The sequence below is a fragment of the Sphingobium jiangsuense genome (assembly GCF_014196495.1).
GTDB classification, from domain to species: domain Bacteria; phylum Pseudomonadota; class Alphaproteobacteria; order Sphingomonadales; family Sphingomonadaceae; genus Sphingobium; species Sphingobium jiangsuense.
Genome location: NZ_JACIDT010000012.1, coordinates 26645 through 51666, shown reverse-complemented (window position 1 = coordinate 51666; position 25022 = coordinate 26645). Strand labels below are relative to the sequence as shown.

Below are 25022 nucleotides of genomic sequence, written 5' to 3'. Positions count from 1 at the left end.
TATGCGCCCCGGTTAGCGGACGGACGGCGCATTGGCAAATCCCCAAATGCCGGTTACGTCCCAATCCATGCAGAAACCGACCTTCTTCCGTTCCACCGCGCTCGCCCTTGCCGCCGCCTTCCTCTGCCCGTCCGCGTTGCTCGCCGCGCCGGATGCGGCCGCGCTGCGCGACGCGGCGCTGAAGGACGAGATCGCATGGGACATCGTCGAGGGGCTGACGACCGAGATCGGCCCCCGCCTCGCCGCCACGCCGAAGGAAGCGCAGGCGCGCGACTGGGCGGTGGCGAAGCTCCGGTCGCTGGGCTTTGCCAATGTCCGCATCGAAACCTACCGGATGCCCTCATGGGAGCGCGGGCGGGAGGAAGCCCGCGTCGTCGTCCCGTTCGACCAGCCGCTGGCCGTCACCGCGCTGGGCAACAGCGGCTCGACCGGACCCGACGGGCTGAAAGCCGAGATAGCCTATTTCCGCACCCTCGCCGATCTGGAGGCCGCGCCGCAGGGAAGCCTCAAGGGCAAGATCGCCTTCGTCAGCCATGCGATGAAGGCCAGTCAGGACGGGTCGGGCTATGCCCCCTATGGGCAGGTTCGCCGAATCGGCCCGTCGATCGCGGCCGCGAAGGGCGCCGCCGGCATCGTCATCCGCTCGATCGGCACCGACAGCCACCGCCTGCCGCACACCGGCTCCACCCGTTTCGAGCCGGGCGTGGCGCCCATTCCGGCGGCGGCGCTTTCCATTCCCGACGCGGAGAATCTGGAACGGATGCTCAAGCGCGGCAGGCCGGTGCGGCTCCGCCTGCTGCTGACGCCACGCTTCCCCGGCGAGCAGGAATCGGGCAACGTCATCGCCGAGGTGCCGGGCAGCGACCCCGGCGCGGGGATCATCCTGGTCGCCGGGCATCTGGACAGCTGGGACCTCGGCACCGGCGCCATAGACGATGCGGCGGGCATCGCCATCGTCGCGGCGGCGGCGAAGCGAATCATGGACGCGGGACGGCCGCGCCGGACGATTCGGATTTTATGGGCCGGTGCCGAGGAAGTGGGCGCCTATGGCGGACAGGCCTATTTCGCCGCCCATGGCCATGAAAAGCATGTGCTGGTGATGGAATCCGACTTCGGCGCCGACCGGGTGTGGCGCGCCCATTACCGCCTGCCCGCCGCCGCCCGCCCGGTCAGGGACAGGATCGCGAGCGCGCTCGCGGACCTCGGCATCGTCAGCAGCGCCCTGCCCGCCAGGGGCGGCGCCGACATCGAACCTCTGGTAAATGCAGGCATTTCCGTCATCGACCTGCAACAGGACGGCACCCGCTATTTCGACCTGCACCACAGCGCGGACGACACTCTGGACAAGATCGATCCGGCCCAGCTGGCGCAGAATGTCGCGGCCTGGACCGCCGTGCTTTCCATCGCCGCAAATGCGAAAGAAATCTTGCACTGAATGCAAACTGTTGTAGTAGACAACTCACCTCCGACCGACTCGCTTCGGCCTGCGGTGCCAAAAATATGTTGATTTGTTGAACTGAGCCGTTATTTCGAAGCCCTCGCGCGTACACAACTTCTTAAAGAAGTTTGATGCGTGAGACATGCTATTGGGAGCCTAACAAGATGAAGAAGATCGCTGTTGTTTTCGCTTCGGCTGGCCTGCTGGCTCTGGCCGCTTGCGGTGAGAAGCCTGCTGCAGAAGCCAACAACGCCGCTGCCGTCGAAAACGTTGTCGACAACGCCGCGAATGCCGTTGAGAACGCCGCGAACGTCGTCGAGAACGCCGCGAACGTCGTCGAGAACGCCGCGAACGCGACCAACGCGCAGTAATTTTCGCCTTCAGCGCGAAGATTTGAGAAGGGATGGGCGGCCTCGGCTCCCCATCCCTTTTTCTATGCGTGAAATGACCATTCTATTTCGCGGCGCCAAGATGACGGGCCGATGAAGGCATGCCATTGCATCGTCCCGTTCTCGTCATGCCAGCGCAGGCTGGCATCTCAGGATGCCTGGCTCCACACTCGCGAGAACGATGCCAGCCTGCGCTGGCATGACGGAAGAAAAGCGAGGATAGCGGTCGCCAATCGCGATTGCACGCAAGCGCCCCATCGCTGGGACAAGCTGCACAAAAAGGCCCTGCAAAAAGAGCGATTATATCCTTTGCAAACAGGCTTGGGGTGAACGGCTGCTTTCGACCAAGAGCTCGCCAGCCAAGCAAATATAACCACGCGGAGACGCGGAGAGAATAATCGCGAAGCATTCTTTCATGCCAGCCGAGGCGAAATAGGCGCAAAGAGCCTGCGGCTCGTCCTCCCCCTCTCTGCGTCTCTGCGTGAACTTATTTGCTTCAGCCCTGCCTCTCACGCCATGCCAACGCCCCGGTTTCAATGCCTATGTTTGTAAGGGACAAGCACCATCAAAAAAGGCCAGCCCCGGCGCCGTCCGCCAGAGCCAGCCTCTGCAAAACCCGGCGGGCCTTTCCGCAAAAGCCCGCCTCTCGTAGCGATATCAGATATGCAGCGCCCGGCCATAGGCGGCGAGCACGCTTTCGTGCATCGCCTCGGAGATGGTCGGGTGCGGGAACACCGTCTGCATCAGTTCGACCTCGGTGGTTTCGAGCGTCTTGCCGACGACATAGCCCTGGATCATCTCCGTCACCTCGGCGCCGACCATATGCGCGCCCAACAGTTCGCCGGTCTTGGCGTCGAACACCGTCTTGACGAAGCCCTCCGCCTCGCCCAGCGCGATCGCCTTGCCGTTGCCGATGAACGGGAAGGTGCCGACCTTGACGCTATAGCCCGCTTCCTTCGCCTTGGCCTCGGTCAGGCCGACAGAGGCGATCTGCGGGTGGCAATAGGTGCAGCCGGGAATATTGCGCACATCCATTTCATGCGGATGCACATCCTTGTTGCCCAGCGCCTGCGCGATGGCCTCCGCGGCGATCACGCCCTCATGGCTGGCCTTGTGCGCGAGCCACGGCGGCGCGGTGATGTCGCCGATCGCCCACAGCCCCTCGACATTGGTGCGGCACAGACCATCGGTCTTGATATGGCCCTTCACCTGCTCGACGCCCAGCGCCTCCAGCCCGATATTCTCGCTGTTGGGCGCGATGCCGATGGCGACGATGCAATGGCTGTACTCGCCGTTGACGACCTTGCCGTCCTTGCCCTTGATGCTGGCCGACACGCCGGTCGCGCTCGCCTTCAAGCTCTCGACGCCCGCGCCGGTCATGATCTTCATGCCCTGCTTCGCCAGCGCCTTTTCGAGGAAGGCGGAAACGTCCGCATCCTCGACCGGCACGATCCGGTCCATCATCTCGACGACCGTCACCTCGGCGCCCATGTCGTTGTAGAAGCTGGCGAACTCGATGCCGATCGCGCCGGAGCCGATGACCAGCAGCTTCTTCGGCATTTCCGGCGGCGTCATCGCATGGCGATAGGTCCAGATGCGCTTGCCGTCCGCGGGCGCGAAAGGCAGGTCGCGGGCCCGCGCGCCGGTCGCGACGATGATGTGCTTCGCGCTCAGCTCTTCGGTCTTGCCGTCTTTGGTGACGGCGAGCTTGCCTTTCGCGACCAGCTTGCCCTCGCCCATATGGACGGTGATCTTGTTCTTCTTCATCAGGTGCGTGACGCCCTGATTGAGCTGCTTCGCCACCCCGCGCGAGCGCTTCACCACCGCGTCGAGATCGGCGGTGATCTTCTCGGCGGCGAGGCCATAATCCTTCGCATGGTTCATGTAATGGAAAATCTCGGCCGAACGCAGCAGCGCTTTGGTCGGGATGCAGCCCCAGTTGAGGCAGATGCCGCCCAGATTTTCCCGCTCCACGATCGCGGTTTTCAGACCCAGCTGGGCCGACCGGATCGCGGCGACATAGCCGCCCGGACCCGAACCCAGAACGATGACATCATAAGTTTCAGCCATGATCAAACTCGCTTCTAATTATGTCACGCCACTGGCGCCGGAACCGGCGGAACGGCACGAGGCTGACGATCCTCCCCGATCGCCACGAAAGTGAAAACCGCACGCGTCACGCGATAGGACCGCTCGTCATGGCGGGTGCGCCGCCATGCTTCCACCGCGATCTTCATCGACGTATGCCCGACAGATTCAAGCGTCGCATAAACGGAAACCTCATCCCCCACAACCACCGGGCGCAGGAAGGTCATTCCCTCGACCGCGATCGTCACCGCACGCCCTTTTGAATGACGCGCGGCGATCGATCCAGCTGCGGAATCCATCAGGCTCATCAGCCAGCCGCCGAATATGTCGCCATAAGGATTGGTGTCGGCGGGCATGGCGATGACCCGCACCGCCGGGCTGCCTTCCGGCGGCCGCTCCTCCGCCTTGCCCATCAGGCCAGCATGCCCAGCGGATTTTCGACCAGTTCGCGGAAGGCGGCCATCAGCTTCGCGCCGTCCGCGCCGTCGATGGCGCGATGGTCGAAGCTGCCGGTCGCGGACATGACGGTCGCGATCTGCAACGCGTCATCGACCACATAGGGCCGCTTCTCGCCCGCGCCGATCGCCATGATCATCGCCTGCGGCGGGTTGATGACGGCCTCGAACTGCTTGATGCCCATCATGCCCATGTTGGAGATGCTGGCGGTACCGCCCTGATATTCCTCCGGCTTCAGCTTGCCTTCCCTGGCGCGCGCGCCCAGATCCTTCATCTCGGTGGAGATCGCCGCGACGCTCTTGCTGTCGGCGCCCTTGACGATCGGCGTGATGAGGCCGGACGGGATCGACACCGCGACCGAGATGTCGGCGCGGCTGAACTTCAGCAACTGGTCGCCGGCGAACTGCACATTGCATTCCGGCACCTGCATCAGCGAAATGGCCAGCGCCTTGATGAGCATATCGTTGACCGAGAGCTTCACGCCGCGCGATTCCAGCGAGGCGTTCAGCTCCGTCCGCAGCTTGAGCAACGCGTCGAGGCGGATATCGACGGTCAGGTAGATATGCGGCACCTGCTGCTTGCTCTCGGTCAGGCGGCGGGCGATGGTCTTGCGCATGTTGCTGAGCTTTTCGGCGACATGCGGAATGCCGAAATCCTGCGCCGCGACCGGGGCGGGCGCCGAAGCTGCGGCAGGGGCCGGAGCGGCTGCGGCAGCGGCAGGCGCAGCGCCGAGATTTTCGATATCCGCCTTGACGATGCGGCCATTGGGACCGGTGCCCTTGACGCTCGCAAGATCGATGCCCTTGGCGGCGGCGATGCGGCGCGCGATCGGCGTCGCCTTCACGCGATCGCCGGAAACGGCGAGCGGCGCGGGAGCCGGGGCAGCGGCAGGCGCCGGAGCCGGAGCGGATGCGGCAGGCGCGGGCGCCTCGGCGGGCTTCACCTCCACCGCCGGAGCGGGAGCGGCGGCAGCGGGGGGCGCAGCCTTGACGGAAGCCTTTGCGGAAGAGGCGTCCTCGCCCTCCTCGGCCATCACGCAGATCACCGTGCCGACCTTCACGCCCTCGGTCCCTTCGGGCACCAGAATCTCCGCGATCGTGCCTTCGTCGACGGCTTCGAATTCCATCGTCGCCTTGTCTGTCTCGATCTCGGCCAGCAGGTCGCCGGATGCAACGGTGTCGCCCGGCTTCACGAGCCACTTGGCCAGCGTGCCTTCCTCCATCGTGGGAGAGAGAGCCGGCATTTTGATTTCTATAGCCATGGGGTCTGGCGCCCTTCTTTCGAGCGGTTTAAACAGGAAGCGGGAGCTTTGTCCTAATCGGCGGGTCGGTCAAGGGCCGCACCGCCGAAAACGGCAAAAAAATGCAAAATTGGCACATTTTTGCAGGGGTAATCAGTAAATGCGAACCTATATGGTTATATTGGACGAAAGTCCGGAGGCGGAGAAGGCCCTGTTCTTTGCCGCCCGCCGCGCCGCCAAGACCGGGGGCGGGGTTCGCATCGTCGCCCCCATCCCGCCCGCCGAGTTCGTGCAATGGAGCGGCGTTCAGGCGACGATGGAGGAAGAAGCCCGCCAGCGCGCCGAGGCGCTCGCGATGGGGCTGGCGGGCACCTTGATGCAGGAATCCGGCATCCGCCCGATCATCACGGTCAAGACCGGCAAGCCCATCCCGATCATCCGCGAGATATTGGAGGAAGACGACAGCATCGCCGCGCTGGTGCTGGGCGCGGCGGTGGGCGGCGCGCCCGGCCCGCTGATCGCCCATTTCGCCAGCGCGGAATCCGGCAAGATGCCCTGCCCGATCATGATCGTCCCCGGCTCGCTGAGCAATGAGGAAATCGAGCGGTTGAGTTGAGGGGGCATTGTGGGCTGTGGCCCGCCTGGGAACGGACCTCGCCCTTACCGTCACCCTGAAACTTGGTTCAGGGTCCATTTCGCCGGATTGACCATCGGCCTGCGAGGCTTGATGGATGCTGAAACAAGTTCACATGACGATTAGATTACGTCGCATAACCAGTTATAAATCAATCATTTAACCTCCGCCATGCCAGCGCAGGCTGGCATCTCGGGAGGCGGCGCGCGACATGGCCGGAGACGCCAGCCTGCGCTGGGGTGACGCTATGGGCGGGAGGGTGACGGTAGGCGCAAAGGCCCGCCCACCACCCCCACACGCACCTCACCTCTTATGCTTTCCCCGCGCGCTGCCGATATGGCGGACATTGGCCGGACGCCCGCGCCGCTGGATCGGACGAGGTCGGCCCTTGGGCGCATCGCCCGCCCCGCGCCCCGGCCCCCTGCCCGGTCCACGCCCGCGCATCGGCGAATAACTCCCGCCCTCCGGCAACTCAAACCGCAGCGCGCCCGAGGCCGGGTCCGCCTCCGCCAGCCGCAGCTCGATCATCTGGCCCTGCACATAGCGGTCGCCGCTCTGCTCGCCTTCCAGCGCGCGCTCGGCCTCGTCATAGCGGAAGCGTTCCGCTCCCAGCATCGATACCGGCATCAGCCCGTCGCCGCCCAGCCCATCGACGCTCGCGAAGAAGCCGAAGCTCTGCACGCTGGTGATGCGCGTCAGCAGCACCTGCCCGACATGCTCGGACAGATAGGCCGCGACATAGCGGTCCACCGTCTCGCGCTCGGCCTCCATCGCGCGCCGCTCATATTGGCTGATGAGGTCGCCGACGCGCGCCATATGCTTGTAATCTTCCTGAGACAGCGCGGTCGAGAAAGGCAGGCCGGTCGATTTGGGCGGCGCGGGCAGTTCCAGATCGAACGCGCCGACCAGCGCGCGATGCACCAGCAGGTCCGAATAGCGGCGGATCGGCGAGGTGAAATGCGCGTAGCTGCCCAGCGCCAGCCCGAAATGCCCGGCATTTTGCGGCGAATAATAGGCCTGCGTCTGGCTGCGGAGGATCTGCTCCATGATCACCGCGCGCGATTCATGCCCCTCCAGCTTCGCAATCAGCCGGTTGAACAGGGCGGGCGTCACCACCTGACCCAGCGCGAGCGGAATGTCGTAGGTCGCCAGATAGTCCTTCAGCGCCACCAGCTTCTCACGCGAGGGCGGCTCGTGCACGCGGTACATCACCGGCGCCTGCTTGGTTTCGAGCGCCTTGGCCGCCGCGACATTGGCGGCGATCATATAATCCTCGATCAGGCGATGGGCGTCCAGCCGCTCCCGCACCGCGACGCTCATGATGCGGCCCGCATCGTCCAGCACCACGCGCCGCTCCGGCAGGTCCAGTTCCAGCGGCGCCCGCGCATCGCGCGCCTTTGCCAGCACGCGCCAGCAGGCCCAGAGCGGCTTGAGCGCCGCCTCGACCAGATCGGTGCCGTCAGCCGCGCGCAGCCGGTCGTGGCGCGCCATCTCCTTGCTGACGAAGCTTTCGTGCGGCACTTCTTCCACCGCCTGCCCGGCCTCCGCCGCGTCGATGGCGGCCTGCGCCTCCTCATAGGGGATGTTCGCCGCCACGCGGATGATCGCGCGGGAAAAGCGGAACGCCTTCATCTTGCCCTTGGCATCGAAGACCATGTGGCAGGCCATCGCCGCGCGATCCTCATCGGCGCGCAGCGAGCATTTGTCCGACGAGAGCGCATGGGGCAGCATCGGCACGACGAGGTCGGGGAAATAGACGCTGTTGCCGCGCTTGCGCGCCTCGCGGTCGAGCGCGCTGCCGGGGCGGACATAATAGGACACGTCGGCGATGGCGACGATCGCGCGGAAGCCGCCCTTGTTCGCCGGGTCGTCATCGGGCGCGGCCCACACCGCATCGTCGAAATCCCGCGCATCGACCGGATCGATCGCGATGATCGGCAGATGGCGCAGATCCTCGCGCTTCTCACCGTGCAGCGGCAGCGCGGAAACGGTGCGCGCCTCCTCCTCCACCGTTTCGGAAAAGACGTGCGGAATGCCATATTTATGGATGGCGATCAGGCTGAAGCTCTTGGGCGCGAACGGATCGCCCAGCACCATCACGACGCGCGCGCTCACCTTGGGCGGGCGGCCATGCGCCTCGCACAGCACCAGGTCGCCGGGCTTCGCCTCGCCGATGTCGGAGATCAGCGTCTGGTGGCGGATGCGCTTGTCCACCGGGCTAAGCCAGAAGCGGTCATTCTCACCCGGTTGCACGATGCCCAGAAGCTGCTCCTCGCTCTTCGACAGCTTCTTCATCGGATGGGCGACGAGGCCGCGCCCGGCATCCTCGGTGCGGGCGAGGATGCGGTCGCCGATGCCGAGCGCGCCCGATTTGCGGCCCCGCTCGATCACCCGCAGGCGCGGCGGGGGGATGCCCTCGGCCTCCCAGCGCTCCGGCACGGCGACGGGCTGGTCGCCGTCCACCTCGACGATGCGCAGCACGGTGACGCGGGGCACGCCGCCCATCTTGTGGAAGGCGCGGCCGGGGCCGATATCGATCAGCCCCTCGTCCGCCATGTCCTTCAGCAGCGCCTTGAGCAGGATCTTCTCCGGCCCGCGCAGCCCGAAAGCCTTGGCGATCTCCCGCTTGCCGGCGGGCTGGCCGCTGGTTTCGATGAATTCCATGATCTGCTGCCGCGTCGGCAGGCCGGGCGGGGAGGAAGGGCGCTTGGGCATAAGCCCTCGCTACTCCCTCACGCCCGGCAACGCCAGCGAAAGCGCGTGGACTTCAAAGCGAAATCAGCAACGCCCCGCCGATCATCGCCGTCACCAGCAGCAACGGCACGGCGGCCGCCAGCCCCGCGCGCAGCCCGGCGAGGCCCAGCACCAGCACCAGCTTCATCGCATTATTGGCCAGCACCGGCAGGGTGAGGATGAGGCCCAGCCGCTCCTGCCCGAATTCCTGCTGCGGCAGGCTGCCCGCGGCGATGATCGCGGCGTCCACGTCGTAAAGGCCGGTAAAGCCGATCACGAAGGTAGCGCCCATATCGCCATAGCGGTCGATGACCCAGCGCGAGAAGAGGATGATCGCCGCGACCATTGCCGCAAAGCCGACGGCGGGCCAGAAATCGAACGGATTGCGCGCGGTCTTCGGCCCCTCACCGTCGCCGTCCTTGCTCGCGCGGATCGCGACGGCGAGCGCATAGAGCGTCGCGGCCGCCACCGCCGGGCCGACCCGCAGCGCGAAGCTGCCCAGCGCCTGCGGCGCGACCACCGCGCAGAGGATCAGCGTGCGCATCGGCATCAGCGCGGTGGCGGCCGCGATCCCGGCGCGCAGCGTCGCCTTTTCCTCGCCCGCGCCGCCCTCGCCCGCCCCGCGCAACCGGCGGGCGAGGTCCAGCGTCACCGCCGTCGAGCTGTAGGTCGCGCCGATGGCCGAGGCGACGATCAGCCCGCGCGCCTGCCCGAACCGGCGCGACGCCCAATAGCCCGCGAAGGACAGGCCCGTCACGAAGGCGACGACCAGCCAGAGCATGCGCGGGTTGAACGCCTCATAAGGCCCCATCGCCCGGTCGGGCAGCAGCGGCAACACCACCAGCGTGATCGCGCCATATTGCGCGGCGGCCTTGATGTCCTTCTCGCTGAGCGAGCGCAGCCAGTTGTGCAGTTCCTCCCGCATCGACAGGATCAGCGCGGCGGTTCCCCCGGCGATGATCCCCTCCTTCGGGTAACCGATCGCCACGATCAGGCCGAGCGACACCGTCAGCAGCCCGGCGACCGCGCTGGTGGCGGAGACATAGTCGTCCGGCTCGTCGAGCCTGGCGCGATGGGCGAGGATGATGACGATGGAAAGGCCCGCGACGCCCACCACCCCGAACCAGGGCGACAGCGCGGTTGCGGCAAGCCCGGAAAGCCCGCCGCCCAGCCCCAGCAGGGCGAAGGTGCGGATGCCCGCTATCCGCCCGCCCGCGCGCTCGTCCCTGTGCCGCCAGCCGCGCTCCAGCCCGATCAGCAGGCCGATGCCGGTCGCCAGCAACAGGGCGAGCGCGGGCGTCAATAGCTCCGCCCGACGATCACGCGCTCCACCGCCTGCCCGCCGGTGAAGATGCAGACGCCGCTCGCCGGGGCTGCATCGAGGGGCGCGTTGCGCAGCGTCAGCTTGTGCTCCTTCAGCCACTCGATCACCTTGTCGAGCGCGGCGCCGGTGGGCCTGGCCCATTCGACCTCGACCCAGCCGGGATTCTTCCCTTCGAACGCGGCGGCGAGCGCGCCGATATCGCTCACGTCGCGGCGGATGTTCGCATCGAGCCGCGCCTTCGCCTCGGCGAAGAGGCTGGCCTGGATTTCGGTAAGGGTCGCGGCGGCAGCGGCGATGAAATCCCCCTTGGGCAGGATCGCGCTCGCCAGCTTGCCGCCCTCATTATAGAGGCGGTCGCGGCGCAGCACCGACACATTACCGCCCGCGACGTCGCGCCCGCCGACCTCGACGATGATCGGCGCGCCCTTCTTCACCCACGCCCAGCGCTTGTTCGCCGCCTTGCCCGGCCGCTTGTCGAACAGCACGCGCACCGGCTCGCGAAACGCGTCGAGCGCCTTCACCGCGGCCGCCAGTTCCTCGCAATAGGCGATGATCGCGTCGTCCTCCGGCGCGTCGCGCAGCATCGGCACGATCACCACCTGATGCGGCGCGATCTGCGGCGGGCAGCGCAGCCCGTCATCGTCGCCATGCACCATGATGACGCCGCCGATCATGCGCGTCGAGGTGCCCCAGCTCGTCGTGTGGCAGAGCTGCTGGCCGCCCTCCTTGTCCTGATATTTGATGCCCGCCGCGTCGGCAAAGCCGGTGCCGAGATAATGGGACGTGCCCGCCTGAAGCGCCTTGCCGTCCTGCATCATCGCCTCGATGGAGAAGGTCGCGACGGCGCCGGGGAAGCGCTCATTCTCCGGCTTCTCGCCGGTCACCACCGGCATCGCCAACTCGCTCTCCGCGAAATCGCGATACATTTCGAGCGCGCGCATCGTCTCGCGCCGGGCGTCTGCCTCGTCGGCATGGGCGGTGTGCCCTTCCTGCCAGAGGAACTCGCTGGTGCGCAGGAACATGCGGGTGCGCATTTCCCAGCGCACCACATTGGCCCACTGGTTGACCAGCAGCGGCAGGTCGCGCCAGCTCTGCACCCAGCGGCTCATCGCCTGACCGATCACCGTTTCGGAGGTCGGGCGCACGACCAGCGGCTCCTCCAGCTTCGAATCGGGGTCCGGCACCAGCTTGCCGTCGATGCCCTTGAGGCGATGATGGGTGACGACCGCCATCTCCTTGGCGAAGCCGTCGACATGGTCGGCCTCCTTCTCGAAGAAGGAGAGCGGGATGAACAGCGGGAAATAGCAATTGTCGACGCCCGCATCCTTGATCCGCGCGTCCATCAGCTTCTGGATGCGTTCCCATATGCCATAGCCCCAAGGACGGATCACCATGCACCCGCGCACGCCCGATTCCTCGGCGAGGTCGGCCTCGCTGATGACCGCCTGATACCAGGCGGCGAAATCCTGCTCACGGGTAACGGGAAGCGCGTGCTTCATGATAAGGTCCTGTCGGGCGATGGGTTGAAATGTTCCAGCCCCATAAGCAAGAGCGGTGTCCGAGTCGAGTATCCCCGGCCCGCACCAACGGCAAAGGCACCGATATGAGCAATCCGTCCCCGAACTGGTTCGATCTGGGCGGGCGGGATTATGCCCGCTATCGCCCCGATTATCCCGAAGAGCTGGCGCGCTTCCTCGCCGGGGTCGCGCCAGACAGGCGGCTGGCGATCGACGTCGGCTGCGGCAACGGGCAGTTCACCGCCCTGCTCGCGCGCCATTTCGACGCGGTCATCGGCCTCGATCCCAGCACCGACCAGATCGCCAACGCCTTGCCCCATGATCGCATCCGCTACGAGGTCGCGCCCGCCGAGCGGCTCGGCTGCGCGGACGGCAGCGCCGGCCTCATCACCGCCGCGCAGGCCGCCCACTGGTTCGACCTGCCCTGCTTCTACGCGGAGGCACGGCGCGTGGGCGTGCCCGGCGCGGCGATCGCGCTCATCAGCTATGGCGTGGCGCGGCTGGAGCCGGAGCTGAACGACCGCTTCCAGCGCTTCTACGCGGACGAGATCGGCCCTTATTGGCCGCCGGAGCGCCATCTGGTCGACAGCGGCTATGCCGACATCCCCTTCCCTTTCCGCGAACTGCCCGCGCCGGACATGGAGATCGCGCGATCCTGGTCCGCACCCGATTTCCTCGGCTATATCTCGACCTGGTCGGCGGTGCGCCGCGCCCGCGAGGCCGGGCAGGAGGAAATGCTGGAGGCTTTCTCCCGCGACATGCTGCGCCTCTGGGGCGACCCGGCCCGCCAACGCACGATCCGCTGGCCGATCGCGATGCGGCTGGGGGTTATGGAGTGAAGTGACGTGCGGATGGATGGGCGGCGAAATGCGCCCTATAATCAGACATCAGAAACCGTTCGGGCTGAGCTTGTCGAAGCCCTGCCCTTTCTCTTTGGGCAAGAAGTGAAGAACAGCCCTTCGACAAGCTCAGGGCGAACGAATGTTGATATATCCCTCACCCTCTTTCCCGTCATGCCAGCGCAGGCTGGCATCTCAGGAGGCGTTGCGCGACATGGCCTGAGACCCCAGCCTGCGCTGGGGTGACGGTGGAGAGAGGCCCGTCCATCCCCCCCCCCCCCCAAAAAAAAGAAAAAGGCCGCCCACCCGGCGGCCTTCCTCATTGTCGCAATGCCGGAAACTTCACCCCAGCTTGTCGATCTTCGCGTTGAGCGCGGCGAGTTGCGCCTTCAACTGGGCGATCTCGTCGTCCTTCTCATTGTCCTTCGCGCTGCCCTGCGCCGCGCCGCCGGGAGTGAAGGCGCTGGTCGCGGCCTCCAGCATCTGCATGTTGCGCTTGGCCAGCTCGGCGAACGGGCCGCTGGTGAACGCGCCCTGCATCGCTTCCTGGAACTGCTGCTGGTTCTTGCGGAACGCCTCCATCGACGCTTCCAGATATTGCGGCACCATCGACTGCATCGAATCCCCGTACATGGAGATGAGCTGGCGCAGGAACGTAACGGGCAACATGGTCTGCCCGCCGCGCTGCTCTTCCTCCATGATGATCTGGGTCAGCACATTATGGGTGATGTCCTCGTCCGTCTTGGCATCGACGACGACGAACTCCCGCCCCTCGCGCGTCATCTGCGACAGCAATTCCAGCGTGATGTAGCTGGACGTTTCCGTGTTATAGAGACGCCGGTTAGCATATTTCTTGATAATGATCGGCGATGAGTCGTTCGCATTTTTCTTATGAGCCATGTCCACACCCGCTCCTGACTGTCCCATGACAGGGATAACATCAAATCTTCCTGCGCTGCAACACGGGCCGCGCCCTTTGCCGCTATTTCTTGCCCATTTGTGGCGGGAAACCGAGAATGATCCCGTTTTGAGACAGTCGGCGCTGCGCGGGTTGCGGCGCTATCAGCAGGTGGAGCGGCCTTCCCTTGTGCGGCCGCACAGTGTCCATGCGACGCAAGGCAGCGGCCGGTTGCTGCATCTGGGGGAGGAAGGCGGCGCGGAGCGGCAGGCGGTGGTGCTGGTGCCCTCGCTGGTCAACTCGCACATGATCCTCGACCTGTCCGACGGCATGTCGCTGGCGCGGCATCTGGCCGGGGCCGGGTTCGACCCGTGGCTGGTCGACTGGGGCGAGCCCGCGCCGGAGGACGCCGCGCTCGACCTTGCCGGGCATGTCGAGCATCGCCTCGTACCGCTGATCCGCTCGATCGGCCGCCCGGCCAGCCTCGTCGGCTATTGCCTCGGCGGCACGCTGGTGCTGGGCGCGGCGGCGATGGTCGATCCGGTCTCGGTCGCCACCATCGCCGCGCCATGGCATTTCGATCGCTACCCGGCCGGGGAACGCCAGCGCATCGCCGACCTCTGGCGGCAGTCGCAGCCGCTGTGCGAGCGGCTGGGCTATGTGCCGATGGAGGTGCTGCAAAACGGCTTCTGGTCGCTCGATCCCGTCCGCACCGTCCGCAAATTTGCGGCCTTCGCGGATATGGAGCCGGGAAGCGAGGCGGAGCGCGCCTTTCTCGCGGTCGAGGACTGGGCCAATGAGGGCGCGCCGCTCAGCTATGCGGCGGGCCGCGACCTGTTCGAGCAGCTTTATGGCGGCAATGCGACCGGCGAGGGCCGATGGACCGTCGCCGGGCGGGAGGTGAGGCCCGAAAGCCTGCGCTGCCCCACGCTCGCCATCCGCTCCACCACCGACCGGATCGTGCCCGCCGATGCTGCACCGCCGCTAAGCACCCGGCGGGACAGCCCGCTGGGCCATGTAGGCATGGTTGTCAGCCGCAAAGCACCGGAACAAATATGGCAATTTCTGTCGGATTGGTTGTCCGATCCCGGTCAATAATGCTACAGCGCACAAAATCTTTTTCGAAACCCCGTCCTGTTCAGGAGCATAGCATGAGCGACATCGTCATCACCGCCGCAAAGCGCACCGCCGTCGGCAGCTTCCTCGGTTCCTACGCGGCCACGCCCGCGCATGAGCTGGGCCGGATCGCCATCGAGGCCGCGCTGGCGCAGAGCGGCCTTTCCGCCGAAGAGGTGGACGAGGTGATCCTGGGCCAGGTGCTGACCGCCGCGCAGGGCCAGAACCCCGCGCGCCAGGCCGCGATCAAGGCGGGCATCCCGGCGGACCGCACCGCGCTCACCATCAATCAGGTCTGCGGATCGGGCTTGCGCTCGGTCGCGCTGGCCGCGCAGGCGATCGCCAATGGCGATTCCACGATCGTCATCGCGGGCGGGCAGGAGAATATGTCGCTCTCGCCCCATGCGCAGAATCTGCGCGGCGGCATCAAGATGGGCAATGCCAGCCTGGTCGACACCATGGTGCATGACGGCCTGACCGACGCGTTCAACGCCTATCACATGGGCATCACCGCCGAAAATCTGGCCGAGAAATACCAGATCACCCGCGACGCGCAGGACGCCTTCGCCGTCGCCAGCCAGAACAAGGCGGAGGCCGCGCGCGCCGCCGGGCGCTTCCAGGACGAGATCGCGCCGGTCACGATCAGGACGCGCAAGGGCAAGACCATCGTCGATCAGGACGAATATATCCGCGCCGGTGCGACGCTCGACGCGATGACGGCCCTCAAGCCCGCGTTCAAGAAGGACGGCAGCGTCACCGCCGGCAATGCCAGCGGCATCAACGACGGCGCGGCGGCGCTGGTGCTGATGAGCGCGGACGAGGCGGCGAAGCGCGGCGCGACCGTGCTGGGCCGCATGGCCTCCTGGGCGACGCGCGGCGTCGATCCGTCGATCATGGGCATCGGCCCGGTCCCCGCGACCCGCGCGGCGCTGGAAAAGGCCGGCTGGTCGATCGGCGACCTCGACCTGATCGAGGCGAACGAGGCCTTCGCCGCGCAGGCGCTGGCGGTGGCGAACGAACTCGCCTTCGACATGGACAAGGTGAACGTCAACGGCGGCGCGATCGCCATCGGCCACCCGATCGGCGCATCGGGCGCGCGCATCCTCACCACCCTGCTCTACGAAATGGGCAAGCGCGACGCGAAAAAGGGCCTCGCCACGCTCTGCATCGGCGGCGGCATGGGCATCGCCATGTGCATCGAGCGCTGATAGCGGCGGCATGAGGTAAGGGACAAGGCCCGCTTTCCGGTGAGGAAGGCGGGCCTTTTCGTTGTGGATCGATGATGGGGTTCGGCTGATCCTCCCCGGTACGGGGAGGAATGGTTGCTAACCACCCAACACCGCCATCCCTCTCCCCGTCATGCCAGCGCAGGCTGGCATCTCAGGAGACCGCGCGCACCATGGCCTTCGCGCCAGCCCACGCCGGGGCGACGAATAGCTGACAGCCCCGCCCGCACCCGCTATGCCATCCCCATGCCCTATCTCTACCTCATCCTCGCCATCACCGCCGAGGTCATCGCCACCTCCTCGATGAAGGCGTCGGACGGCTTCACGCGCCTTGCCCCTTCGCTGGTGACGGTGACGGGCTATTGCATCGCCTTCTATTGCCTCTCGCTCACGCTGCGGGACATTCCCACCGGCGTCGCCTATGCGATCTGGTCCGGCGTCGGCATCGTGCTGATCGCGCTCATCGCATGGCTGCTGCACGGGCAACGGCTCGACCTGCCCGCGATCATCGGCATAGCGCTGATCATCGCCGGGGTGGCGGTGATGCAGCTCTTCTCGAAGATATCGGCGCATTGACGACGCGCGGCGCCGCCCGCTTCCTCACACCCAGTAGCGGTCGAAGCGCTGGCCCAGCCCGGTCAGCAGCTCATATTGCGACAGGCCGGTCAACAGCGCGGTGAAGGACAGGTCGTAATCGATATCGACCCAGTCGCCTTCCTTCAGATCGGGCCGCTCGGTCACGTCGATGGTCACGAGGTCCATCGACACCCGGCCGATCACCGGCAGGCGCGCCTCGTCCTTCAGCGCCGTCCCGGCCCCCGACAGGATGCGCGCATAGCCATCCGCATAGCCGAGGTTGATCGTCGCCGTCTCCATCGTCCGGTCGGCCACGAAGGTCGCGCCATAGCCCACCGACTCCCCGCCGCGCACGGTGCGCCGCTGGAGGATCTCGGCCTGCGGCGTCGCCACCGGGCGGATATTCCCCTCGCATTCGGGATGGGCGATGCCGCCATAAAGCGCCAGTCCCGGCCGCGCGAGGTCGAACAGGAACTTCTCCCCGCGGCAGATGCCCGCGCTGTTGGCGAGGCTGTAGCGCTTCGCCGTCACCCGCCTGGCGATGTCGCCGAACAGCATCAGCTGCACATCGTTGAGATAATGCTCTTCCTCCGCCGCGACGAGGTGGCTCATCAGCGTGTCGATCTCCAGCCCGTCCAGCAGCGAGAAATCGAGGTCGCTCAGCGACAGGCCCAGCCGGTTCATGCCGGTGTCGATCATCACGTCGCAGGGGCCGCCGCCCGCTTCCTTCCAGCGCGCGATCTGCTCCGCGCTGTTCAGCACCGGCCGCGCGGGCGAGGCGAGCGCGATCCGCATATCCTCCGGCCGCACGCCGTGCAGCACGCTGAGGCCGACAGCCTCGCCCAGCCCGTCCTGCACGTCCAGCGCCTCCGCCCAGGTGGCGACGAAGAAATCGCGGCACCCCGCGCCGGCCAGATGCGCCATCACCTCGCGCGCGCCCAGGCCGTAGCCATTGGCCTTGATCGCCGCGCCGCAGGCCGCCTGCCCGCACCGCTCGCCGAGCCAGCGATAATTGGACAGCAGCGCCGCGCGATCCAGCCTCAGCCGCAGGGGCGATTGATAGTTCAGGTTCATCAGCGGCGGAATTCCCATCAGGTCCGGGTCAACGACTTGGTGCATTCGGGCGGCCTTTTCCCTTACCGGCGGACAGTTGCGCATGCATGGTTAACAGCGCATAGACATTACCGGTCAGGGCGGCAATAGCCCGCTCCGGCCCTGCGTCCTATCCCGCAAAATAGTTTGAATACTATTTACGATGCCGAAAAAAGGCGGTTCGTCGCAGTCGTCAGAACGGGCGTCAGAACAGACGCGCACCATCGGGAACGCGCATGTCGGGGGAGAAAAGCACCACCTCGCCCTCCTCGTCCCCGAAGCCGAGCGTCAGCACTTCGGAGAGGAACTTGCCGATCTGGCGCGGCGGAAAATTGACCACCGCCGCCACCTGCCGCCCGACGAGCCGGTCCGGCATATAATGGGTGGCGATCTGCGCGCTGCTCTTGCGGCGGCCGATGACCGGGCCGAAATCGATGACCAGCTTGATCGCGGGCTTGCGCGCCTCCGGGAAGGGCTCGGCCGAGACGATGGTGCCGACGCGGATATCGACCTTCAGGAAATCGTCAAAGCCAATCTCCGCCGCGATCGGAGAGTCCGGCGCATGATGCAGGTGCATGAAATCCTCTTCGAAAGCAGATCCTTGTCGCGCACCTTACACCCAAACGGGCGCGCCTTTCCAGACACGCCCGTCCGATGGACCGGAAACAGAGGGAAGCCGTTATTCCAGTTCCAATATGATGCTGTCGACCGGCAGGCTGTCCCCGGCGGCGGCGCTCACCTTCTTCACCACGCCCGCCTTCTGCGCGCGCAGGATATTCTCCATCTTCATCGCCTCGATGACCGCGAGCGGCTGGCCGATCTCGACCTTGTCGCCTTCCTGCACATTGAGCGCGACCAGCAGGCCCGGCATCGGGCAGATCAGGAAGCGGGAGAGATCCGGCGGGATCTTCTCGATCATGTGCGCGGCATAGGGCGCGATGCTGGCGGGCAGCACGCGGGCGAAATGGCTTGCGCCCCGGCAGGTCAGGCGGAAGCCGGTCGGCACCGGCGCGATGCGCACCGACAGCGGCTCACCATCCACCGCCGCATCGATGATCCGGTCGCCCGGCGTATATTCGAGGCTGAGGTCGAGCGGCTGCCCGTCGACGATCACCTCGTCGAGGCGGATCGACACCGCATGATCGACATCGGCGATCCGCACCACCCAGTCCGCCGGGGGCTTCAGCCGGTCGCCCAGTTGGCCGTCGATGCGGCGCGCCCGGTCGGCCATTGCCGTGCCCGCGAAGGCGGCGACGGCGGCAAGGCTGCGCAGCAGTTCCGGCGAGGCGGGGGCACCGCCAAAGCCTTCGGGATATTCCTCGGCGATGAAGCCGGTGGAGAGGTTGCCCGCGCGGAAGCGCTCATGCTGCATGATCGCGGACAGGAAATCGATATTATGCCCCGGCCCCTCGATCTCGAAGCGGTCCAGCGCCTCGATCTGCCGGTCGATCGCCTGCTCGCGCGTCTCGCCCCAGGTGACGAGCTTGGCGATCATCGGGTCGTAGAACATCGACACCTCGCCGCCTTCGATCACGCCATCATCGACGCGCACGCCCTCGCCTTCCTCCGGCGGGTTGTAGCGCACCAGACGGCCCGTCGAGGGCAGGAAGCCGCGATAGGGGTCTTCCGCATAGACGCGGTTCTCGATCGACCAGCCGTTGATCTTCACATCCGCCTGGCCGAAGGACAGCTTCTCGCCATTGGCGACGCGGATCATCTGCTCGACCAGATCGAGGCCGGTGATCTCTTCCGTCACCGGATGCTCCACCTGAAGCCGGGTATTCATCTCAAGGAAGTAGAAGCCGTCGCCGGTGGTGTCCGTGCCCGACACGATCAGTTCGACTGTGCCCGCGCTGAAATAGCCCACCGCGCGGGCCAGCGCGACGCACTGCTCGCCCATCTTGCGGCGCATTTCCGGCGAGACGAAGGGCGACGGCGCTTCCTCCACCACCTTCTGGTGACGGCGCTGGATCGAGCATTCGCGCTCGTTGAGGTAGACGATGTTGCCGTGCTGGTCGCCCAATATCTGGATTTCGATATGGCGCGGGCTTTCGATGAACTTCTCGATGAACACGCGGTCGTCGCCGAAGCTCGCCAGCCCCTCGCGCTTGGTCGCCTCGAAGCCCTCGCGCACGTCCTGCTCGCTATAGGCGAGGCGCATGCCCTTGCCGCCGCCGCCGGCCGACGCCTTCATCATCACCGGATAGCCGATCTCGTTGGAGATGCGCACCGCATGCTCGGTATCCTCGATCACGCCGACATAGCCGGGGACGACATTGACCCCCGCTTCCTTGGCGAGTTTCTTGGATTCGATCTTGTCGCCCATCGCGGCGATCGCGTTGGCGGGGGGGCCGATGAAGATGATGCCCGCCTCGTCCAGCGCCTTGCGGAAGCTCTCGCGCTCCGACAGGAAGCCGTAGCCGGGGTGCACCGCATCGGCGCCGGTTGCCTTGCATGCCTCGATGATCTTGTCCGCGAGCAGATAGGATTGCGCGGCGGGCGGCGGGCCGAGATGCACCGCCTCGTCCGCCATCAGCACATGGGGGCTGCGCGCGTCGGCATCCGAATAGACAGCGACGGTCGCGATGCCCATTTTCCGCGCGGTACGGATCACGCGGCACGCAATCTCGCCACGGTTCGCGATCAGGATTTTGGTGATTGCCATTCTACTTCCTGCCCCAGTCCTATTCAAATTCCTCACCCCGTTCGGGCTGAGCCTGTAGAAGCCCCGTCCTTCTTCTCGAAGAGAAGTGCAGCCCGTCGACACGCTCGGGGCGAACGGAGAGGTTGATATTTATCCAGCGGCGGCGATGATGCGGTTTCCATTCATTCGGCCGCTTCCTCCAGATGCCCGTGCGGCGCGGCCTGCATCGCCGCGATGCCGAGCTTGCCCAGCAGCGCCGCGTCGCTGTCGTCGCCCGCATTGGGCGCGGTCAGCAGGCGGTCGCCGGTGAAGATGCTGTTCGCGCCCGCCATGAAGCACAGCGCCTGACAGCTCTCGCTCATGCTCTCGCGGCCCGCCGACAGGCGTACCATCGAATGCGGCATGGTGATGCGCGCCACCGCCACGGTGCGCACGAACTCGATCTCGTCGATCCTGGCGAGCGGCGTGTCGGCGAGCATGTCGCCCAGCACCGTGCCCCTGACCGGCACCAGCGCGTTGATCGGCACGCTTTCCGGGTGCGGCATGCTGGCCAGCGCGTGGATGAAGCCGATGCGGTCCTCCCGCTTCTCGCCCAGCCCGACGATACCGCCGCAGCACACGTTTATCCCCGCATCGCGCACATTTTCCAGTGTCTCCACCCGGTCCTCGAAGGTACGGGTCGAGATGATGTTCGCGTAATTTTCCGGCGCGGTGTCGATATTGTGGTTGTAGTAATCGAGCCCCGCCGCCGCGAGCTGCTTCGCCTGATCGGCCGACAGCATGCCCAGCGTCATGCAGGTTTCCATGCCCATCGCCCGCACGCCCTTCACCATCTCGATGAGGGCGGGCATGTCGCGATCCTTGGGGTTGCGCCACGCCGCCCCCATGCAGAAGCGCCCGGAGCCGCCGTCCTTCGCCTGCGCCGCCGCCTGCAACACCGCGCGCACGTCCATCAGCTTGGTCGCCTTGACGCCGCTGTCCGCGCTCGCCGACTGGCTGCAATAGCCGCAATCCTCCGGACAGCCGCCGGTCTTGATCGACAGCAAGGTCGACAGCTGCACCTCGTTGCGCGGGTGATTGGCGCGGTGCACCGTCTGGGCCTCGTACAGCAGGTCCATGAACGGCAGGTCGAACAGTGCCGTTATCTCGTCGCGGGTCCAGTCGGTGCGGGGTTCGAAGGTCATTCTGCGGCCTCTTCCAGTGGGGGCATGTTGTGGCCGAGCAGACGCAGCACATCGGCCGCGCATTCGACCACATTCGTCCCCGGCCCATAAATGCCCTGAACGCCTGCGTCACGCAGATATTCATAGTCCTGCGGGGGGATGACCCCGCCCGCGATCACCTTGATATCGGCCCGCCCTTCCGCCTTCAGCAGGCGGATCAGCTCCGGGATCAGCGTCTTGTGCCCGGCCGCGAGGCTGGACGCGCCAACCACGTCGACCTTCTTCTCCAGCGCCAGGGCGAGCGTTTCCTCCGGCGTCTGGAACAACGGGCCGGACACCACCTCGAAGCCCATGTCGCTGAACGCCGAAGCGACGACATTGGCGCCGCGATCATGCCCGTCCTGCCCCATCTTGGCGACCAGCAGGCGCGGCTTGCGGCCGAGGCGGTGCTCGACGGCCTGCACTCCGTCGAGCACCTGTTGCCAACGGCTGTCCCCCTCATAGGGGGCAGCGTAGACACCCTTGACCGGTGTCGGCACCGTGCCATAGCGATCGAACACGACCTCCATGGCGGCGGAGATTTCGCCCAGCGTCGCCCGCTGCCGCGCGGCGTCCACCGCCAGCGCGAGCAGATTGCCCTTGCCCTTCGCCCCTTCGGTCAGCGCCTTGAGCGCCGCCTGGCAGGCTTCCTCGTTCCTGTTGGCCTTGACCTGGTTGATGCGCGCGATCTGCGCCTCGCGCACCTTGGTGTTGTCTACCTCCAGCGTTTCGAGCAGGTCCTCGTTCGCCAGACGATATTTGTTGACGCCGACGATCACGTCCTCGCCGCGATCGACGCGGGCCTGACGCGCGGCGGCGGCCTCCTCGATCATCGCCTTGGGCCAGCCCGCGCCCACGGCCTTGGCCATGCCGCCCTCGGCCTCGACGCGCTCGATGATCTCCCACGCCTTGTCGACCAGTTCCTGCGTCAGCGCCTCGATATAATAGCTGCCGCCCAGCGGATCGACGACATTGCACATGCCCGTCTCTTCCTGGATGACGATCTGCGTGTTGCGGGCGATACGGGCCGAGAAATCGGTCGGCAGCGCGATCGCCTCGTCCAGCGCATTGGTGTGCAGCGACTGGGTGCCGCCCAGCATCGCCGCCATCGCCTCGATCGTCGTGCGGATGACGTTGTTATACGGGTCCTGCTCGGTCAGCGACACGCCGGACGTCTGGCAATGGGTGCGCAGCATCTTGGAGCGCTCGGACTTCGCGCCCAGCTGCGTCATCGCCCGATACCAGAGCGCGCGGGCCGCGCGCAGCTTAGCGATCTCCATGAAGAAGTTCATGCCGATGGCGAAGAAAAAGCTCAGCCGCCCCGCGAACTTGTCGATATCGAGGCCCGACGCGACGCCATATTTCACATATTCCATGCCGTCGGCGATGGTGAAGGCCAGTTCCTGCACCTGCGTCGCACCGGCCTCCTGCATATGATAGCCGGAGATGGAGATGCTGTTGAACTTCGGCATATGGTCCGCCGTATAGGCGAAGATGTCCGAGATGATCCGCATCGAGGGTTCGGGCGGATAGATATAGGTGTTGCGGACCATGAACTCCTTGAGGATGTCGTTCTGGATGGTCCCGGAAAGCTTGTCCTGCGAAACGCCCTGCTCTTCCGCCGCGATGATGTAGAAGGCGAGGCAGGGAATGACCGCGCCGTTCATCGTCATGGAGACGGACATTTCGTCGAGCGGAATCTGGTCGAAGAGGATCTTCATGTCCTCGACGCTGTCGATCGCCACGCCCGCCTTGCCGACATCGCCGACGACGCGCGGATGGTCGCTGTCATAGCCCCGGTGCGTCGCAAGGTCGAAGGCGACCGACAGGCCCTTCTGCCCCGCCGCAAGGTTGCGGCGATAGAAGGCGTTGGATTCCTCGGCGGTCGAAAAACCCGCATATTGGCGGATCGTCCACGGCCGGCCCGCATACATGCTGGCCTTGACGCCACGGGTGAACGGCGCGAAGCCCGGCAGGCCCGGATCGACCGTCACATCCTCGGCCGTATAGAGCGGCTTTACGATAATGCCTTCGGGCGTGTGCCAGTCGAGGGACTTGCCCTTGACTTCCTTGTCCGCCAGCTGCTTCCAATCTTCGAGATCGGCCATCGTCATGCACCCTTGAACAGCGGCTGGCGCTTTTCGGCAAAGGCCGCCACCGCTTCCTTGAAATCTGCGGTAAGACCGGCGCGGCTCTGGTTCGCACGCTCGGTCGCGAGGGTTTCGTCCAGCCGCTGCGTCAGCGCGGCGGCAACCTGCTTGCGGATCATGCCGATGGCGATCGTCGGCCCGTTGGCAAGGCGCGCGGCGATCGCCTGCGTCTGCGCGAGCGTCTCGCCATCCTCCACCACGCGGGTGACGAGGCCCGCGGCGCGCGCCTCTTCCGCGCCCATCTTCTCGCCGAGCAGCGCCATTTCGAGCGCGCGGGCCCGGCCGACCGCCTGCGCGACCAGCCAGGTCGCCCCGGCATCGGGCACCAGCCCGATATTGACGAACGCCAGCAGCAGATAGGCAGAGCGCGCCGCGACGGTGATGTCGCCCAGCAGCGCCAGCCCCAGCCCCGCGCCCACGGCCGGGCCGTTGATCGCCGTCACCACCGGAATGTCGAGGCCAGCGATCTTCCGCACGAACGGATTGTAATGCTGATCGAGCAGCACGCCCAGATCATCGGGCAGCGCATCCTCGCCCTCAAGCACGAGATCGGCGCCGGAGCAGAAGGCCCGCCCCTCGCCGGTCAGCACCAGCGCCCGCACGCCCGCGGCCAGCGCCGCGTCGATGGCGGCGGTGGCTTCCCCGAACAGCGCGGGCGTCAGCGCGTTCAGCCGGTCGGGCCGATTGAGCGTTAGCGTCGCGACCTTGTCCGCGATGTCGAGCCTGATGGTCTGCCAAGGATTCTGATCGTCGCTCAATGTCCGGCGCCTTCCTTCGGCGTTTCCATGATTTCGGTGAGGATGCCGTTCATGTCCTTGGGGTGGACGAAAAAGATCAGCGTCCCGTGCGCACCGATGCGCGGCTCGCCCAGCACCCGCTTGCCCATGGCGAGAAACTCTTCCCGCGCCGCATGGATATCGGGCACCTCATAACACATGTGATGCTGCCCGCCGAACGGGTTCTTCGCCAGGAAGCCGTGGATCGGGCTGTCCTCGCCCAGCGGCTCGATCAGTTCGATCTGCGTGCCGTTGGTGCCGTTCTCGCCCGGCGTATCGACGAAGCACACCTTCACCCCCTGCGCGGGCAGGTCGAACGGCTCATGGATATGCGTCGCGCCCATCACATCGCGATAATAGGCGACGGATGCGTCGATCGACGGGGTGGCGACCCCGACATGGTTCAGGCGGCCGAGTTTCATATCTCGGCGTCTTTCTTTGCCTTCTTTGCCGCTTTGATTACTTCATCTTTATATTGCGCAAGTAAATTCAATTCATCAAACGAAAATTTTACACCATTCGTCCGATGCACCTTTCCCTCACACCAAACGATGCCGGTTTTAGAAATATATATATCTCCAAACTGCTTTCCGTCTCCATCAATCTGAATCTCAACACCATTGTTCTTCAATGGGAGATCAACAGTCAGATTTTTTATTTGAGCAGTCTTGGCCAAGGAAACCT

The 25022-nt window shown here is 65.8% G+C and carries 22 protein-coding genes; 7 read left to right on the top strand and 15 right to left on the bottom strand.

Annotation, left to right across the window (positions count from 1 at the left end; genetic code table 11):
• The first annotated feature begins 67 nt into the window (after positions 1-67).
• Complete coding sequence (locus GGR43_RS15875; protein WP_188072973.1) at positions 68-1435, top strand: M20/M25/M40 family metallo-hydrolase; 1368 nt, start codon at positions 68-70, stop codon at positions 1433-1435.
• Between the two features lie 167 nt (positions 1436-1602).
• The gene (locus GGR43_RS15870) at positions 1603-1809 is read left to right on the top strand and encodes a hypothetical protein (RefSeq protein ID WP_188072972.1); all 207 of its coding nucleotides are present in this window, start codon (positions 1603-1605) and stop codon (positions 1807-1809) included.
• Positions 1810-2484: 675 nt separating this feature from the next.
• Here GGR43_RS15870 and lpdA read toward each other — a convergent pair.
• From lpdA to GGR43_RS15855, 3 genes are read right to left on the bottom strand one after another with little or no spacing between them, the layout of a single operon-like run.
• Positions 2485-3897, bottom strand: coding sequence for a dihydrolipoyl dehydrogenase (lpdA, locus tag GGR43_RS15865; RefSeq protein ID WP_188072971.1), 1413 nt, complete (start codon positions 3895-3897; stop codon positions 2485-2487).
• Positions 3898-3920: 23 nt separating this feature from the next.
• Complete coding sequence (locus tag GGR43_RS15860; protein ID WP_188072970.1) at positions 3921-4328, bottom strand: acyl-CoA thioesterase; 408 nt, start codon at positions 4326-4328, stop codon at positions 3921-3923.
• The gene (locus GGR43_RS15855) at positions 4328-5632 is read right to left on the bottom strand and encodes a pyruvate dehydrogenase complex dihydrolipoamide acetyltransferase (protein WP_188072969.1); all 1305 of its coding nucleotides are present in this window, start codon (positions 5630-5632) and stop codon (positions 4328-4330) included. The genes GGR43_RS15860 and GGR43_RS15855 overlap by 1 nt, the downstream gene beginning before the upstream one ends.
• 139 nt (positions 5633-5771) lie before the next feature.
• Here GGR43_RS15855 and GGR43_RS15850 point away from each other — a divergent pair, with 139 nt between their 5' ends.
• Positions 5772-6227, top strand: a complete 456-nt coding sequence (locus GGR43_RS15850) for a universal stress protein (RefSeq protein WP_188072968.1) — start codon at positions 5772-5774, stop codon at positions 6225-6227.
• A gap of 321 nt (positions 6228-6548) precedes the next feature.
• On the opposite strand, the gene GGR43_RS15845 is transcribed toward GGR43_RS15850, so the two are convergent.
• The 3 genes from GGR43_RS15845 to GGR43_RS15835 are packed head-to-tail and all read right to left on the bottom strand — an operon-like array spanning position 6549 to position 11801.
• The gene (locus GGR43_RS15845) at positions 6549-8960 is read right to left on the bottom strand and encodes a ribonuclease R family protein (protein ID WP_188072967.1); all 2412 of its coding nucleotides are present in this window, start codon (positions 8958-8960) and stop codon (positions 6549-6551) included.
• Positions 8961-9012: 52 nt separating this feature from the next.
• A complete protein-coding gene (locus tag GGR43_RS15840; RefSeq protein WP_188072966.1) occupies positions 9013-10281 on the bottom strand; it encodes an MgtC/SapB family protein in 1269 nt (422 codons plus the stop codon).
• The gene (locus tag GGR43_RS15835) at positions 10278-11801 is read right to left on the bottom strand and encodes an aminoacyl--tRNA ligase-related protein (RefSeq protein ID WP_188072965.1); all 1524 of its coding nucleotides are present in this window, start codon (positions 11799-11801) and stop codon (positions 10278-10280) included. The genes GGR43_RS15840 and GGR43_RS15835 overlap by 4 nt, the downstream gene beginning before the upstream one ends.
• Before the next feature lie 104 nt (positions 11802-11905).
• On the opposite strand from GGR43_RS15835, the gene GGR43_RS15830 reads away from it, so the two are divergent.
• A complete protein-coding gene (locus GGR43_RS15830) occupies positions 11906-12658 on the top strand; it encodes a class I SAM-dependent methyltransferase (RefSeq protein ID WP_188072964.1) in 753 nt (250 codons plus the stop codon).
• Between the two features lie 342 nt (positions 12659-13000).
• Here the strand turns inward: GGR43_RS15830 and phaR are convergent, their stop codons facing one another.
• Positions 13001-13558 (bottom strand): polyhydroxyalkanoate synthesis repressor PhaR, encoded by a 558-nt coding sequence (gene phaR, locus GGR43_RS15825; RefSeq protein WP_188072963.1) that lies wholly within the window; start codon positions 13556-13558, stop codon positions 13001-13003.
• Positions 13559-13685: 127 nt separating this feature from the next.
• On the opposite strand from phaR, the gene GGR43_RS15820 reads away from it, so the two are divergent.
• From GGR43_RS15820 to GGR43_RS15810, 3 genes are all read left to right on the top strand, one after another.
• A complete protein-coding gene (locus GGR43_RS15820) occupies positions 13686-14654 on the top strand; it encodes an alpha/beta fold hydrolase (protein ID WP_246343825.1) in 969 nt (322 codons plus the stop codon).
• A 53-nt stretch (positions 14655-14707) separates the two neighbouring features.
• On the top strand, positions 14708-15880 hold the full coding sequence (locus GGR43_RS15815; RefSeq protein WP_188072961.1) for an acetyl-CoA C-acetyltransferase: 1173 nt from the start codon (positions 14708-14710) through the stop codon (positions 15878-15880).
• A gap of 264 nt (positions 15881-16144) precedes the next feature.
• Positions 16145-16474 (top strand): SMR family transporter, encoded by a 330-nt coding sequence (locus tag GGR43_RS15810; RefSeq protein ID WP_188072960.1) that lies wholly within the window; start codon positions 16145-16147, stop codon positions 16472-16474.
• A 24-nt stretch (positions 16475-16498) separates the two neighbouring features.
• On the opposite strand, the gene alr is transcribed toward GGR43_RS15810, so the two are convergent.
• The 8 genes from alr to GGR43_RS15770 form a co-directional block, all read right to left on the bottom strand.
• Positions 16499-17548 (bottom strand): alanine racemase, encoded by a 1050-nt coding sequence (gene alr / locus GGR43_RS15805; RefSeq protein WP_188073034.1) that lies wholly within the window; start codon positions 17546-17548, stop codon positions 16499-16501.
• A 223-nt stretch (positions 17549-17771) separates the two neighbouring features.
• The gene (locus tag GGR43_RS15800) at positions 17772-18143 is read right to left on the bottom strand and encodes a tRNA-binding protein (protein ID WP_188072959.1); all 372 of its coding nucleotides are present in this window, start codon (positions 18141-18143) and stop codon (positions 17772-17774) included.
• Between the two features lie 102 nt (positions 18144-18245).
• Positions 18246-20231 (bottom strand): acetyl-CoA carboxylase biotin carboxylase subunit, encoded by a 1986-nt coding sequence (locus GGR43_RS15795; RefSeq protein ID WP_188072958.1) that lies wholly within the window; start codon positions 20229-20231, stop codon positions 18246-18248.
• Positions 20232-20392: 161 nt separating this feature from the next.
• Complete coding sequence (gene bioB / locus GGR43_RS15790; RefSeq protein ID WP_188072957.1) at positions 20393-21394, bottom strand: biotin synthase BioB; 1002 nt, start codon at positions 21392-21394, stop codon at positions 20393-20395.
• Complete coding sequence (gene scpA / locus GGR43_RS15785; RefSeq protein ID WP_188073033.1) at positions 21391-23520, bottom strand: methylmalonyl-CoA mutase; 2130 nt, start codon at positions 23518-23520, stop codon at positions 21391-21393. The genes bioB and scpA overlap by 4 nt, the downstream gene beginning before the upstream one ends.
• 2 nt (positions 23521-23522) lie before the next feature.
• The gene (locus GGR43_RS15780; RefSeq protein WP_188072956.1) at positions 23523-24320 is read right to left on the bottom strand and encodes an enoyl-CoA hydratase-related protein; all 798 of its coding nucleotides are present in this window, start codon (positions 24318-24320) and stop codon (positions 23523-23525) included.
• Positions 24317-24760, bottom strand: coding sequence for a methylmalonyl-CoA epimerase (gene mce / locus GGR43_RS15775; protein ID WP_188072955.1), 444 nt, complete (start codon positions 24758-24760; stop codon positions 24317-24319). Before mce ends, GGR43_RS15780 begins: the two co-directional genes overlap by 4 nt.
• Complete coding sequence (locus tag GGR43_RS15770; RefSeq protein ID WP_188072954.1) at positions 24757-25014, bottom strand: hypothetical protein; 258 nt, start codon at positions 25012-25014, stop codon at positions 24757-24759. Before GGR43_RS15770 ends, mce begins: the two co-directional genes overlap by 4 nt.
• Between the last annotated feature and the right edge of the window lie 8 nt (positions 25015-25022).